The organism is Bacillus sp. SM2101 (assembly GCF_018588585.1).
Taxonomy (GTDB): Bacteria; Bacillota; Bacilli; order Bacillales; family SM2101; genus Nanhaiella; species Nanhaiella sioensis.
On the sequence record NZ_JAEUFG010000006.1, the window covers coordinates 1 to 15,500 of the forward strand.

General features: G+C 36.4%; 15 protein-coding genes and 1 pseudogene. 2 read left to right on the forward strand and 14 right to left on the reverse strand.

Going from position 1 to position 15,500, the window contains the following annotated elements; genetic code table 11:
* Window positions 1-99: 99 nt before the first annotated feature.
* The 12 genes from yajC to nadB all read right to left on the reverse strand — a co-directional run bounded on the left by yajC (window position 100) and on the right by nadB (window position 12,017).
* Entirely contained in the window at window positions 100-360 is a 261-nt protein-coding gene (gene yajC, locus JM172_RS07100; RefSeq protein ID WP_214481433.1) for a preprotein translocase subunit YajC, read from the reverse strand.
* A gap of 62 nt (window positions 361-422) precedes the next feature.
* A complete protein-coding gene (gene tgt / locus JM172_RS07105) occupies window positions 423-1,562 on the reverse strand; it encodes a tRNA guanosine(34) transglycosylase Tgt (RefSeq protein WP_214481434.1) in 1,140 nt (379 codons plus the stop codon).
* Window positions 1,563-1,630: 68 nt separating this feature from the next.
* Complete coding sequence (queA, locus tag JM172_RS07110) at window positions 1,631-2,659, reverse strand: tRNA preQ1(34) S-adenosylmethionine ribosyltransferase-isomerase QueA (RefSeq protein ID WP_214481435.1); 1,029 nt, start codon at window positions 2,657-2,659, stop codon at window positions 1,631-1,633.
* A gap of 92 nt (window positions 2,660-2,751) precedes the next feature.
* Window positions 2,752-2,958, reverse strand: coding sequence for a DUF2905 domain-containing protein (locus JM172_RS07115; RefSeq protein WP_214481436.1), 207 nt, complete (start codon window positions 2,956-2,958; stop codon window positions 2,752-2,754).
* Window positions 2,955-3,956: a Holliday junction branch migration DNA helicase RuvB gene (gene ruvB, locus JM172_RS07120; protein WP_214481438.1), complete on the reverse strand. Its 1,002-nt coding sequence runs from the start codon at window positions 3,954-3,956 to the stop codon at window positions 2,955-2,957. Before ruvB ends, JM172_RS07115 begins: the two co-directional genes overlap by 4 nt.
* 13 nt (window positions 3,957-3,969) lie before the next feature.
* Window positions 3,970-4,569, reverse strand: coding sequence for a Holliday junction branch migration protein RuvA (gene ruvA, locus JM172_RS07125; protein WP_214481439.1), 600 nt, complete (start codon window positions 4,567-4,569; stop codon window positions 3,970-3,972).
* Between the two features lie 176 nt (window positions 4,570-4,745).
* Window positions 4,746-5,273 (reverse strand): intercompartmental signaling factor BofC, encoded by a 528-nt coding sequence (locus JM172_RS07130; RefSeq protein ID WP_214481441.1) that lies wholly within the window; start codon window positions 5,271-5,273, stop codon window positions 4,746-4,748.
* Window positions 5,274-5,470: 197 nt separating this feature from the next.
* Window positions 5,471-6,193 carry a YhcN/YlaJ family sporulation lipoprotein gene (locus tag JM172_RS07135; RefSeq protein ID WP_214481444.1) on the reverse strand — a complete coding sequence of 241 codons (723 nt, stop codon included), beginning with the start codon at window positions 6,191-6,193 and terminating at the stop codon, window positions 5,471-5,473.
* Between the two features lie 727 nt (window positions 6,194-6,920).
* A complete protein-coding gene (gene safA / locus JM172_RS07140) occupies window positions 6,921-8,150 on the reverse strand; it encodes a SafA/ExsA family spore coat assembly protein (RefSeq protein ID WP_214481445.1) in 1,230 nt (409 codons plus the stop codon).
* Between the two features lie 336 nt (window positions 8,151-8,486).
* A complete protein-coding gene (gene nadA, locus JM172_RS07145; protein WP_214481447.1) occupies window positions 8,487-9,596 on the reverse strand; it encodes a quinolinate synthase NadA in 1,110 nt (369 codons plus the stop codon).
* Between the two features lie 20 nt (window positions 9,597-9,616).
* On the reverse strand, window positions 9,617-10,447 hold the full coding sequence (gene nadC / locus JM172_RS07150; RefSeq protein ID WP_214481448.1) for a carboxylating nicotinate-nucleotide diphosphorylase: 831 nt from the start codon (window positions 10,445-10,447) through the stop codon (window positions 9,617-9,619).
* A 4-nt stretch (window positions 10,448-10,451) separates the two neighbouring features.
* Window positions 10,452-12,017: an L-aspartate oxidase gene (gene nadB / locus JM172_RS07155; RefSeq protein ID WP_214481450.1), complete on the reverse strand. Its 1,566-nt coding sequence runs from the start codon at window positions 12,015-12,017 to the stop codon at window positions 10,452-10,454.
* Between the two features lie 101 nt (window positions 12,018-12,118).
* Between nadB and JM172_RS07160 the strand changes: the two genes are divergently transcribed.
* Together JM172_RS07160 and JM172_RS07165 are read left to right on the forward strand one after the other, a co-directional pair.
* Entirely contained in the window at window positions 12,119-13,258 is a 1,140-nt protein-coding gene (locus JM172_RS07160) for an IscS subfamily cysteine desulfurase (protein ID WP_214481452.1), read from the forward strand.
* A gap of 14 nt (window positions 13,259-13,272) precedes the next feature.
* Window positions 13,273-13,803 (forward strand): transcription repressor NadR, encoded by a 531-nt coding sequence (locus JM172_RS07165; protein WP_214481454.1) that lies wholly within the window; start codon window positions 13,273-13,275, stop codon window positions 13,801-13,803.
* A gap of 555 nt (window positions 13,804-14,358) precedes the next feature.
* Here JM172_RS07165 and pheA read toward each other — a convergent pair.
* A complete protein-coding gene (gene pheA / locus JM172_RS07170; protein ID WP_214481685.1) occupies window positions 14,359-15,207 on the reverse strand; it encodes a prephenate dehydratase in 849 nt (282 codons plus the stop codon).
* 100 nt (window positions 15,208-15,307) lie between these two features.
* Window positions 15,308-15,500: pseudogene (locus JM172_RS07175) on the reverse strand (ACT domain-containing protein); the annotation flags it as partial.

Genomic DNA, 15,500 nt, shown 5'->3' on the forward strand with positions numbered 1-15,500 from the left:
CCCTATGGAATATAGAGCTAAAGCCGCTTAAGTGACTTTTTATTATTTCCGCTGTCTACTAGACAGGGGGCAGTTCAATATAGTCAACCTCTACATACGTTATTCAGATACTAATTCTCTGACAGCTTGACGATCGTATGTAAGACGAGCCCCATCTCCTGCTGTGAGGATTATCTTGTTCTCATCAATTGAATCAACGATTGCGTGTAAACCACCTATTGTGATGATTTTATCACCTTTTTTTAGTTCATTTTGCATTTGCTGAACAGCTTTTTGCCTCTTTTGTTGTGGTCGAATAAGAATGAAGTAAAAGATTACAAACATTAACAGCAAGGGCAAGAAACTTAAAATCCCTTCCATTTTTTCACCCCCTTTTATGTAAATGCTCAAAAGTCATTGCCTTATGAACAAAACCTCTTAAGCTAAAATTGTTTGGCATTTGGTTTATTGAAACCGTAGCGATCAAAAAACTCCTCTCGGAAGTCTCCAAGACGATCCTCACGTATCGCTTGTCTGACCTGCTCCATCAATTTTAACAGAAAATAAAGGTTATGATAAGACGTTAATCTAATTCCGAACGTTTCATTACATTTTAACAAATGTCGAATATAAGCTCGCGAATAATTTTTACACGTATAGCAATCACAATTCTCATCTAAAGGATTAAAGTCTCGAGCATATTTTGCATTTTTCACAACGAGACGCCCTTTACTAGTCATCAAGGTCCCATTCCGAGCTATGCGTGTAGGTAACACACAATCAAACATATCAATACCCCTAATAGCACCATCTATTAAAGCGTCTGGAGACCCTACCCCCATTAAATATCGCGGTTTATTAGAAGGCAATAATGGTGTTGTAAATTCCAACACTCGATTCATAACATCTTTTGGTTCACCAACCGATAAACCACCGACAGCATAACCAGGAAAGTCTAATGAGACAAGGTCTGCCGCACTTTGTTTACGAAGTTCCTCATACTCTCCACCTTGAACAATACCAAACAGCCCTTGATCATGAGGTCTATTGTGAGCTGTTAAACAACGCTCTGCCCAACGGCTCGTACGCTCTACTGATTTTTTCATATAATCAAATTCAGCAGGGTATGGAGGACATTCATCAAAAGCCATCATGATATCTGAACCGAGTGCATTTTGAATTTCCATTGCTTTTTCTGGTGACAAGAACAGCTTATCGCCATTCAAATGATGACGAAAATGGACACCTTCTTCTTCAATGCGCCTGAAGTCACTTAAGCTAAATACTTGAAAGCCTCCTGAATCTGTTAGTATTGCTCTATCCCAATTCATAAATTGGTGTAAGCCACCTGCTTCCTTAACAATATCATGTCCTGGACGTAACCAAAGATGATAAGTATTACTAAGAATGATACCAGCACCCATTTCCTTCAAATCCTCAGGGGACATCGTTTTTACTGTTGCTAACGTTCCGACTGGCATAAATACAGGTGTTTCAAATGAGCCATGAGGAGTATGTACTCTACCTAAACGAGCACCTGTTTGTTTGCAAGTTTTAATATGTTCGTAAGTAATTGCTGTCATAAATTAATCCTTTCCTATAAGGTATTTCTGTATTTCTTATATACACAAGCGTAGTTGTATTTACAGTGTTACTTAATTAACATTGCATCACCAAAACTAAAAAAGCGATAACTTTTTTTCACTGCCAAGTTGTAGGCTCTTAATATATTTTCTCTTCCTGCTAAAGCACTAACAAGCATAATGAGTGTAGATTTTGGTAAATGAAAATTTGTTAACATTGCATCTATTGCCTTGAATTTGTACCCAGGGAATATAAATATATCAGTCCAACCACTACAAGAGGTAAATTTTCCATGATTGTCTCTTGCAATTGTTTCTAACGTCCGAGTTGTAGTTGTCCCAACTGCTACGATCTTTCCTCCACTGTTTCGCACATCATTTAACAATTTTGCTGTACCCTCTGTCATTTGATAATATTCAGCATGCATATCATGCTCTTCAATTGTTTCAACACTTACAGGTCGAAAAGTACCTAATCCAACATGAAGTGTAATAAAAGCAATGTGCACACCTTTATTACGAAGTTTTGTTAATATTTGCTCAGTAAAATGGAGCCCTGCAGTTGGAGCAGCAGCTGATCCTATTTCACGTGCAAATACTGTTTGATAGCGCTCACGATCTTCAAGCTGTTCTTTTATATATGGAGGTAATGGCATTTCCCCTAGAGAGTCTAGCACCTCTACAAATATACCGTCATACGTAAACTTTAAAGTTCTCCCTCCTTGTTCACTAGTATGCGTGCATTCCGCTTTTAATCGCCCATCGCCGAATAAAATGATGGTTCCTTCTTTTACTCTTTTTGCAGGTTTAACTAATGTTTCCCATTCATCGTTATTTTGTTGCTTCAATAGCAACACTTCTATTTTCGCACCAGTATCTTCTTTTTCACCAAATAAACGGGCGGGTAGTACTTTCGTGTCATTTAAGACGAGACAATCACCTTCATTGAGGAAGGATATAATATTTTCAAATTGTTGATTGTTGATCTCACCAGTTTGTTTATCTAACACCATTAATCTTGATGCTTCACGATTCTCAAGCGGTGTTTGAGCAATTAATTGTTCAGGTAAATCAAAATCAAATAAGTCTACTTTCAATGCTGTCACCTCATAAGTGTTGTTCTCTTTTTCAGGTTTGATACATTTTTAATACATCTTCAATCAATTTTATAAACTTGATAAGAATCGAATTATTTCAGACGGTTTATGACAAATAGTATGAGAGTTAATAATACGCTAAGAATAATTGATGTTACAATCGGAAAATAAATCGTCGAGTTACCTTTTTTAATAACCATATCACCAGGCAATTTACCAAAAGAAATAAATTGCATCAAAAATCCAATGATAAAAATTACCGCACCCACTATCATCACAACTTTCGGTATTCCTGTCAAATGTTTGGCACCTCCATACCGAAATGATCGTAAACGAGGTTCGTTACCATTCTTCCCCTAGGAGTACGTTGTATAAAACCCATTTGCAATAAATATGGTTCATATACATCTTCAATAGTTTGTGCTTCTTCCCCTATCGTAGCCGCAATGGTTTCAAGGCCCACAGGTCCTCCACGAAATTTTTCTATTATTCCTTTTAATAGTTTGTGATCAATATGATCTAATCCTAATCGATCAACTTGTAATAATTCTAGCGACTTAATAGCATTGTCATTTGTAATATCTCCATCACCACGTACTTGAGCAAAATCTCTCACACGTCTAAGTAAGCGGTTTGCTATTCTTGGTGTTCCCCGTGATCTCCTTGCTATTTCTACTGCAGCCTGAAGGTCAATATTTACGGAGACAATATCAGCAGTCCTTTCAACAATTGTCGTGAGCTGCTTTTCATTATAATATTCCAATCTACTCAAAACACCGAACCGATCACGAAGAGGAGCTGATAATGAACCTGCTCTCGTCGTTGCACCAACCAAAGTAAATGGGGGGAGATCTAATCTAACAGATCGTGAACTTTCTCCTTTTCCTATTACTATATCAATGCAAAAATCTTCCATAGCTGGGTATAAAACTTCCTCTATTGTTCTTGGTAGACGATGAATTTCATCAATAAAAAGAACATCACCAGGCTCTAAAGATGTTAATATCGCTGCTAAATCACCGGGACGTTCAATTGCAGGACCTGAAGTTGTTCTAATGTTCACATTCATTTCATTAGCAATAATCGTTGCTAACGTTGTTTTCCCAAGTCCTGGTGGACCATATAGTAATACATGATCTAATGTTTCTTGACGCTGCTTTGCTGCTTCAATAAATATTTCTAAGTTCTCCTTAACCTTTTCTTGACCTATATACTGCTTTAAAGTTTGTGGACGTAAACTCTGCTCTAATGATACATCATCAATATCTGCTTCACTACAAACAAGGCGCTCCTCCATCGCTTCAAGCCTCCTACGTTAATAGCCTTTGTAATGCTTTTTTAATATACTGATCAGTCGTAAGCTGTTCTTCAAGTAAATGTTTTTTCACCTTATTAATTTCTCTTTCTGCATAACCGAGAACTTTTAGCGCTTCTATCGCTTCAAGTAGTGCCTGTGGTCCATTCTCTTGTTCTTCTATACTATCATCTGAAGAAAATAAATTTGGCACTGCTACTAAGTCCTCAAGTTTACCTTTTAAATCAAGAATCATTTGTCTAGCAGTTTTTTTCCCTACTCCTGGAAATTTCACTAAAAACTTTTCATCTTCTTGTTCAATTGCTTGGACAACCTGTACTGGCTGTCCAGCAGCTAAGATTGCAAGTGCTCCTTTTGGACCAATTCCAGAGACTTGTAAAAGTTTGCGAAATAATGCTTTTTCTTCTCTAGTTTGAAATCCGTATAAAGCTAGAACATCTTCACGAACGTACTGATATGTATAGATAGTTTCCTCACTTTGCACGTGAAAAACATAAGGGTTTGGTGTTTGAATCTCATAACCAATCCCATTATTTTCAATAACAATATATTCTGGGTTTATATATTGAATACTCCCTTTGACAAATTCAATCAACTTTCTCTCTCCTCATCTTTGCTGTACATCATTTTACCATACTTTATTCACAATGAAGCAAAATCTTGTACAAGAAAGAATATGTTAATTGAAGTCACTGTTAAAAAACATTTTTTAGGGAAGAAGTGACAAGGTTCTCTAATCAACTTACAAATATATCCATTTGTTACAGGCAATTATGGTATACTAGCTTGAAAGTGCTTAAACGCTTCAATGACTTGATTATATTTATCCTTTGATTCAACAGGAATACCTCGTTTTAATAACTCATGTTGGTGACTTTCAAGTTTACCTATATCAATTTGATAAAAAGATTGAATGACTCGACTCCCACCTGCTGGTTTTCCTTCAAAAATCATCAATACACCATTATCATTAATACCGAAGTAACCATTTGCCTTCAATAAAGGCGAAATATCTTCAATATGGCGCATAAAAACAATTTGTTCGTCATTTTGTTCAACTAGTTGCCAGTCAGCGTATAGCGCCCAAAAGTCTTCCATTGACCAAATCGTTTCATTTACAATTTCTTCACTTACTTCACCATCTAAATAGATTCTTTCAAGAATGACCTTTTTATATAACGGACCAGAAACTTCGTAAACGTCCGAATCAGCATTTCTTTTGTCATTCGTAGAATGTAATCTCATATCATTTCCTGTAGCTATAACTGAAGCTAGCAAACCAAAAATGGAAAAAATCATACTTGATATCAAAATTTTACTAAACAGTCTCATTATCATCACCTCTAAAATCAAGTGCTACAATATTATTCTGACCATTTAATAACATTTTTAATCTACATTGAAAATATGCCGCATAGCATCCAAAACAAAAGGGTCAGAAACCCAATACATATACATAGTATATGTATTGGGAGTTCAGACCCTCTTGTACTTTTTTATCTCATACGTGTGTTTATTGAACCTTCAAACAAATCGTTAATTGATTTATTAATTGTTTCTCGAGGTCCACCGTTTCGGATATCGTTATCTATTTGACGAATTAATGAAAGTGTTCCCGTATCTGTTACAACCTTCACATTTTTTCCATTAGCAAGTGTACCGATTGATCGCTGGACATCATTAATAACTTCTCTTTGATTTCCTGTAGTATCACAGGCAACAATAACATCATTTCCACGAACTAACGTACGTGCTGCCCTTACATTTGGAATAGTTTCTGCTTTTCGTGAAATATCTTCAGCAAGTCTTCCTTCATAATTGGTGTAATATGATGACCTTGCCGGTGTTGTTAAGTTATTTAAGTGTCCATGGTAATTATACCCTGATTGATCTGCAAGTGGCTCGCGGTTAACTGTTGCTGGAAAACGCATTGGAGCATTGTTATAATTTGTACTTTTTTTATAAGCAATATTCCTTTTGTTATTTGTAACGTTTCTATCCATAAATTCTGTTATCGCACCATCATTATCATTCATCATATAAGCATTACCAGTATTTTGGTTATACCGATTATGGTTTATATTTTCATTTGAATAATATCCAATTGGCCTTGTCCGTTCGTTATATTCAAGTGCTTCTTCTTTAGCAGTTGTATTACAAGCTGCTAGCACTCCAACAAGTAATAGCGATCCTGATATCGAAAATACAGATTTCCGCAACGTTTATCCCCCCATACCATTCTGTGCGTCATCATGTGTGAACATCATCTAAAAAAGATTGATGTTCATCATTATGTTGGCATTTAAGCATGAAGGTTATACTAAAACTCCGACGGTAACTGCTTACAGTTTTGGAGAGGCAGCCGCAAGCTCTCATTTTTAATAAGAGCGATGAATTTGACGATCTTTTTTCAGAAATTGCTTCGCATTATATATATTTATCGGTAATCTCATTTTCATCAGTTTACCAATAAGCCTGCATTTGGTGCATAGCAACTCGCGCATTTCACACTAAATAGTTGTAATTATTTACTACTGCATATCACGTAGTCATTCGAAGACGAGCACGGGTATTGAGCTCATTAGTTGTAACTGCTCTATTCTAAAAAGTAACAACTTTGCATATACAGTGTCATAGTCTTTAACAGCAAGTTGCTACGATTGTAACAAATATATGGTTTACGGTAAGTAACAGTCAATCGTATGCTAACTAAAAAAAGAAGGCTTTATGCCCCCTCATTGATAAATGTACAATTTGTTGTTTTCATCATTTATCCGCATAATTATACTCCCTCATACAAAACAAAAAGCATAGGTTCCGATTCTTTTCTCAAATGTTCAAGACTTTTGAATTACATCATAAGCCAAGCCAACAACAAGTTTATATATTACTCATCTTGCTGTTGGCTTATAATTGACACCAAAGAAAGTAAGTATGACATTTGCTTTAATTGTCTTCATTATCGTAATGTGGCATTGGATAAACAGGTTGATACGGTGGAGCTGATGGATAATAATACTGATATGGTGCCACCCTATGGTGTGATTGATGATTATTATATGCCTGTGGTTGCACCATTGGGTTAACACCATAAGGTTGTTGATTAGCGTATGGCATTACCCCTGCTTGCTCTGGAATGGTAGGCGCATTTTCATAAGACATCACACTTTCCTTATTATCTATTTCTTCATCTGGGCTTAGCGCTTCAGGAGATACTCCCTCCGGTGCAGGTTGCATTGAATAAGGTTCATAGCCAAATCCGTACCCTGGCTGAATAGGTGTAATCGGTACACAATATGGTGCAGGTTGCATCATATATGGTGCTTGTGGTGCGTTTGCTGGTGAGACCCCCATTGGAGGTTTCTCAACACTAGGCATTACATTTGATATAGGTGCGATATTTTGGTTTTGCTTCATTACCATTTCTTCTTCCATAGGCATAACATTAGCTTTCATTGTTTCTTCTTCCATTTCTGGCATCATCATCGGGCTTACTGCTTGTGGATAAAAGTTAGGAGGTGGTGTTGGCTGATATCCGTATGCTGGAGCGACATATTGTGGTGTAGGTGGGTAATATTGTGGCATTGGTGGCATCTTTGGCATTTCTATTTTCTCCTCCATCACATCTTCAGCTTCTACCTCTTCCGGTTTCATCATACCAGGTAAAACATTACTAGGCTTTTCTGGATATTCAGGTGCAGGTGCAACTGCAGGTTGTTGATTTACAATCGGCATATTCATTGTATAATAGTTATTCACATCTATTTCAGGATAGTAGGGTGTATGCTTTTGCTTCATTGGAGGAACATATGGTACTTTGTTTTCTTCCGCCATTAATGCTTTGTTCTGAGTTTTTTCTACCGGTTTAACTTCTTCCTTTTTCTCTTCTGCCATGACAGGCAAAGGTTTTTGTGGCTGATTAATAATTGGCTCTTCCACTTCAGCTTCGACATTCGATACTACGTTTACTTTTGCTTCTTTTTTTACATTATTGTTAATAGCCGCTTCTTTTTTTACATGAACATTCCCAGTAGGTACTTTAATTTTCATCCCAGGCAAAATCATATCCGGGTTACTTAATTGTGTATTCATATTTTTTAATTCTGTAAAATCAACTCCATATTTTTGAGCAATTTTCCATAATGTATCACCTTTTTGGACAATGTGGATTTTCACTATTAGGCTCCCTCCTCACAAATCAGTCTTTACAGTGTATGTGAACTTAGGCATTTTGCCACTATTCTTCACCAAAACATATGCTGTATGAACTTAAATTATGTATAACAGCTACAAAAAAACTCCTGAGAACATACCAGGAGTCTTCTTATTAATTCATATTTAATAAAGGCTGTTTGCGCATTGAATATAAGCCTTCATTCAAAGAAATAATTCTACATACAATGCTAAAGTCATTGACATGTTTTCCTAATTAAGAAAGGAAATTAATAACAATATCTATATTAACTATTTCTTGAGTTGCGACATAGTTTATAAAGCGTGATTTAACTTATATCATGCCCTTGCAAGCATTCTTTCTAACGCCTTCAATGAATCTTCTGCAACTTGTTCTGGGACAATAATTTGATTATGAACATTGCCCTTTTCAAGCTCTTCTAATGCCCAAAGTAGATGCGGTAAATCTATACGATTCATAGTTAAACAAGGACACATTGCCGGATTTAACGATATAATTTCTTTATCAGGATGATCGTTAATTATGCGATTAACTAAGTTCATCTCTGTGCCGATTGCCCACTTACTTCCAGCTTCCGCTTTAGAAATTGTTTCTATAATATATTTAGTTGAGCCTGCATCATCTGATAATTCAACAACTTCACGACTACATTCAGGGTGAACAATAATATTCATATCAGGTTTAGTGGCGCGTATTTCTTTAATATTCTCAACAGTGAAATTTTCATGGACAGAACAATGCCCTTTCCATAAAATCACCTTTACATCTTCTAAGTCACCTTCATATTCGAAGCTATCAGAGATTGGATTCCAAACAGCCATTTGTTCTAAAGGAATTCCTAAATCGTAGGCAGTATTTCTTCCTAAGTGCTGGTCAGGCAAAAATAAAATTCTTTCTTTTTGTGTAAATGCCCATTCAAGCATTTTTTTCGCATTTGAAGATGTGACCGTAGCACCACCGTTTCTTCCAACAAATGCCTTAATTTCAGCTGTTGAATTGACATATGTTAAAGGTAAAATTGTATCCCCAAATTCGGCTTTCATCTTGCTAAAACCGCGCTCAGTTTGTTCAAGGTTTGCCATATCTGCCATCGAGCATCCTGCGCGCATATCTGGCAAGATTACTTTTTGATTGTGGTCGGTCAATATATCTGCTGTTTCAGCCATAAAATGCACTCCACAAAACACAATATATTCAGCTTCTTTATTTGCAGCTGAAACTTGTGCTAGTTGGAGTGAATCACCTGTCGTGTCTGCGAATTGAATAACTTCATCTTTCTGATAATGGTGGCCTGGAATATACAACTTATTACCGAAATTCTCCTTTATTTCCGACACACGTCTGACCATTTCTTCTGTTGATAATTCTCGATATCGCTCAGGCAATCCTTGATGTTTTTCACTTTGAATTAAATCTAGTACGTTCAATTTCAGTTCTCCCCTTCCTGTTATTTAACTCTCATGCTAATATCTAAAGCCTTGACAGAATGTGTAAGCATTCCTAAGGATATATAATCTACACCAGTATCTCTGTATAACGGTAAGCTTTCAAGATTGATTCCTCCTGATGCTTCTGTAATTATACTTGTGGGCACTAAAGAAACATATTTTTTAATTGCTTCCGGCGTACAATTATCAAACATAATAACATCAGCCTTTGCTTTCACTGCTTCTATTACTTGTTCTTCAGTCTCCGTTTCTACCTCAATTTTTACCATATGACCTACTTGCTGTCTAACGGCTGTTACAGCCTTTGTAATTGATCCACAAAAGGCTATATGATTATCTTTAATCATTACACCATCATAAAGACCTATACGATGATTATATCCACCTCCACAAGAAACAGCATATTTTTCAAACATACGTAATCCTGGTGTCGTTTTTCTTGTATCGCATATCCTCGTATGATCACTGTTTAATTGCTTAACTACTTCATTAGTGAGTGTTGCAATGCCGCTCATCCGTTGTATTAAGTTTAATATCACACGCTCACCAATGAGAATATTTTGTATCGAGCCTTCAATGGTTGCAATAACATCACCAGCAGCTACTATATCACCATCGGTCTTATGTGTCTCTACAGCAATATTGGAATCAAGTATTTGATAGCCCTCTTTAATAATGTCTTCTCCGCAAAAAAGCCCATCACCTTTAGCTATCATTTTTGCTATGCCTTGTTGATGAGTAGGAAAGATTGTTTCAGATGTTACATCTCTCTCACCAATGTCTTCTAAAAAAAATTGCTCAATGTCTTTCCGTAACTTAATTTTGTTCATACTGTCATCTCCTGTTACTTACTGCATAAGTAGATGCTTCATATTTATGTCTAATTATTTCTTCTCCTAACCAACCTAGATCATCTTCACTCGGATAATCAGTACGATAATGTCCTCCTCGACTTTCTGTTCTTAACAGAGCTGATGATGAAATTAACCAACCTACCGTCACCATATTAATGATGGTAACTTGTTCATTAGTCAATTGAGATAAATCAACATATTTTTTATCATTCATTAGATATTGTTCAAACCATGTTTTTGCATCAAACAAGCTGTTTTCATCTCGAACAATACCTACATTTTGCATCATCACAGCTTGTATTTGTTGCTTAGTAGGAAGATCCGTTGAATACTGTCCAATTTGGTCTCGTTTTTTTAGATGGTTAATATTTTTTAAATTTAAGTTTGATTGTAAAATATAGTCCGATAAGAGCTGTGAAAATACAATTCCTTCTAACAATGAATTACTTGCTAATCGATTAGCACCATGTACTCCTGTACAAGCTGTTTCACCTACAGCATATAAGCCTTTAATAGACGTTTTACCTTGATGGTCTGTCCTTATGCCCCCCATAAGGAAATGAGCTCCTGGTACGACTGGAATAAATTTATCGTTAAGATCTATTTGCTGTTCTTGACAGAGTTTGGTTATTGTTGGAAATCTCTTATTAAAATTATCAATTGTGGATATATCTAAAAATATTTCTTCACCTTTATTCATTTCCGAGTAGATGACTCGTGAAACAACATCTCGAGGTGCAAGATCGCCTAACTCATGTACACCTTCCATTATTTTTCTGCCTTCTTTTGTGACCAATGTAGCCCCTTCACCACGTACAGCTTCAGATACTAGACCACCTACAATCCCATCCGCATATAACATCGTTGGATGAAACTGAATAAATTCTAAATCAACGAGCTGCGCACCTGCACGAAATGCCATCGCTAAGCCGTCGCCAGTAACAGAATCATTATTCGAAGTTCTACTGTACATCCCACCGCAGCCACCTGTTGCTAGCACCGTGTGTACAGCATAATATTTCGTTGTTTGGCCTTTGCTATCTCTAGTGATAACTCCAGTGCACACATCATTGGTCACGAGTAAATCTATAGCCATCTCATCCTCAATGATGGTAACTTTATCTTTAATCCGATTGTGTAAATAGGTCATCAGTCGTCTTCCTGTAGCATCTCCCCCAGCGTGAAGGATTCGCGATGCTCGATGAGCCCCTTCTTTACCAAGTTGCAGATGATTACTAGCGCTTCTATCAAACTGCATACCATTTTCAATCAATTGTTGTATATAAAAAGGTCCTTGTTGAACAAGAAGCTTAACAGAATGCTCATTATTATGATTACGTCCGGCTATAACTGTATCATAATAATGTGCCATCCAATGATCATTTTCATCAACTACACAAGCAACCCCGCCTTGTGCTAAAGATGAATTATTATCATGTTTCGTGGACTTTGTGATAACTATCACATTTTTATGCTTACATAAACGTTCTGCAGCAACTAATGCCGATATGCCACTACCAATAATAATTACATCTACTTTAGGCATATTTCCGCCCCCTAGATTACAACTGTCTTGACACCTATATTGACATATATTTAAACTAAAGACAAGAGATATTTACTTTTTTTCATAAAGAGGTGCAAATGATGATTTATCTAGACTATGCTGCTACAACACCTATATGTAGTGAAGCAATGCAGGTTTATGAGCATACATCTACAAACATTTTTGGAAATGCTAATAGTTTACATGATTATGGTAGTAGGTCAAATGAAGTCTTAGAGGCTTGTAGAGCTGAATTAGGAAAATTGTTTAATGGTAAGAAGAATGGTATTTTTTTTACTAGTGGAGGTACAGAGAGTAACTTTCTTGCCATCAAATCACTTATAGAAGCTCATCGCCATAAAGGCAATCATCTTATTACTACTGAAGTTGAGCATTCATCTGTATTAAACGTATTCCGACAATTGGAGTTAGAAGGGTTTAACGTAACATACTTAACAGTTAATCAACACGGTCAAATAGATTTAAAACAATTGAAAAGTGAAATAACACCAAATACAATTTTAGCCTCTATTCAACATGCTAATTCAGAAATTGGAACGGTTCAACCCTTAGCAAAAATAGGGGCACTACTAAAAGAACATCATGTTCTTTTTCATAGTGACTGCATTCAAACATTTGGAAAGATTCCAATTGATGTACAGAAATTTAACCTTGATAGTATTTCTATCTCAAGTCACAAAATATATGGACCAAAAGGTGTTGGGGCAGTATATATTCACCCTGGAGTAGAATGGAGAGCACAATATCCTCATTCAACTCACGAGAATGGCTTTAGGCCTGGCACTATAAACGTACCAGGAATTGCTTCATTTGTTGCTGCTGCACAAATATCCTGTCGTAATATAGATAATGATATCGATCATTTTGCTACATTAAGACAAAGCCTGATTTCTGAATTACATGCACTTAACAGAACTGTCGAAGTTATTGGTCATCCTCAAGATCAGCTACAGCATATCGTTGCTATCATTATTGAAGGTATTGAAGGTCAATATACTATGCTTGAATGTAACCGTTTCGGCATCGCTATATCTACTGGAAGTGCATGTAAAGTTGGTATGCAAGAGCCTTCAAAAACTATGCTTGCCATAGGAAAATCCAAAGAGGAAGCCAAACAATACGTACGGTTATCTTTCGGAAAATACACAACAATTTCTGATATTAATAAATTCATCTCAGTTTTAGACAAACTTGATCAACAGTTTCAAAAAAACAGTTAATAAGGAGGTATAAAATGGGTAACGAACAGAAAATATTTGGTGAAACGAGAAGGAATCTTATATTAAAGTGGCTAAAAGAAAGTCATGGTCCAGTTACTGGAGGAGAACTCTCAAGACGGACAAAAGTAAGTAGGCAGGTCATTGTACAAGATATTTCTTTATTAAAAGCACGACATGAACCAATTTTGGCAACTAGTCAAGGATATTTATATGTACAGCAACAACAAAAACAACTATATTCCCGAATTGTTGTTTGTCGTCACACCCCTGAACAAACAGAAAGAGAACTCACGTTACTTGTTGATCTTGGTGTTACAGTAAAAGATGTGACAATTGAACACCCGGTATATGGTGATTTAACTGCATCTGTCATGGTTAGTAATCGAAATGAGGTCAAACAATTTCTCAAAAAATTAACTACGACGAATGCTCCATTGCTCTCTGAACTAACTGATGGTATTCATATGCATACATTAGAGGCTAATGATATAACTAAACTTGACGCAGCCTGTGAAGCGTTAAAAAAAGCTGAATTCTTAGCCTAGTAACAAAGAAAAGCGGAAGGTGCTTGCTCATTGGCGACAAGCATAAGACGATCGAACTAGAAGGTTGTTTTTTAACCTTCTTGTTGGATTGACTTATGACCTCGAGCCGTTAGCACCTCTAGCTAGACAGCTTGAAAAGCGGAAGTGCCTCGGTCATCACCGACAAGCACTGGAAGCAAAAAAATGTAAAGGTGTCTTTTGCCTTTACTTTTTTGCTGAAGTGACCTCGAGGGGATAGGCGCTATAGCTAGACAGTTTGAATAGCGGAAGGTGCTTGCTCATCGGCGACAGCTAGAAGCAAAAAAATGTAAAGGCGTTCTCTGCCTTTACATTTTTTAGTGAAGTGACAGAGCCGAAAACGTCTGAAGCTAGACAGCTTCAAATGTGGAAGGTGCTTAAGTCTATGATAAGCTGGGACTTGGTAGATTATGGCGCCATTTTTTCACTTCGATTGGTGTTTTTATACTCACACATACTTACATTTTTATAGCATATTTTTCACATCTTGTAACTATTTGAAAGACTATGTCTAAAGAATAATGCATCCTTAACTGCTTAAATATGAAAGTATGGATAGCTTCCTAATATGTTTACAGAGCAACCTAGAGCTTCCAGTTCAGCAATTGCACCTGGTATTAGCACATCATCCATTTCTTTTTCTATATCAATAAGAAAAAAATAATTGCCTAGACCGGTCTTCATTGGTCTAGATTCTATTTTTGATAAGTTCAATTTCCTCCATGCAAAAGCTGAAAGGACTTGGTGTAGTGCACCAGATTGATCATCTAATGGCAGAGAGATCATTAAGGTGGTTTTATAGCCTGAAACTTTTTTACTAGTATGAAGTTGTTTATTACCTTTATGCAACACGACAAACCTTGTGTGATTATTTTGATAATCATGAATGTTTTCACGGACGATCGATAATCCATATTCCAATGCAGCTAATTCATTAGCAATCGCAGCTACTTTTTCACCTTTGTGCTCCCTAACATACTTTGCAGCTGCACTAGTAGAAGTAGTGTAGTCATGTGTAACACCTTTTAAATGCTTATGCAAGAATTTATGGCACTGTGCAATAGCGTGAGAGTGTGAAAATACTCGTTCAACAGCTTGCCATTCTTTTTGATGATCTGGATGTACCATTAAATGCTGCTTTATGGGAGCTACTATTTCACCTACTATTGGAACAGTTTGTTCATGAATTAGATAATCAACGGTTAAATTGACAGATCCCTCTAATGCATTTTCTAGAGGTACTACACTTAATTCTACGTCACCATGACTTACTGCGTCGATACACTCTGGTATCGTGTGAAACGGTATTCTTTCTACAGGTGAAAAAAGCTTAGAAACTGCTAGGTCTGTAAATGACGCTTTTGGTCCTAAATAGCCAATTGACAGTACCACAAGTATCCCCTCTCCTATTATATATATAAATTTATATTAAGTAGTCTTTAATGTGTTGTACATATGAAATACGTGTCTATAAGCCCAACTGGTTTTATGCACCTGAACTCAATACTTCAACATTCAAAACAAACTCTAAACGGTTTAGCTTCGAAAGTAATGTATTAATTTCTTCAGTCATTCCAGCTGTATCGAGGGATAAAGTAACATTTGCTTTTCCATGAACAGGTATTGTTTGATGGATCGTTAATATGTTACATTTTGCTGCCGAAACAAGCTTCAGCAAT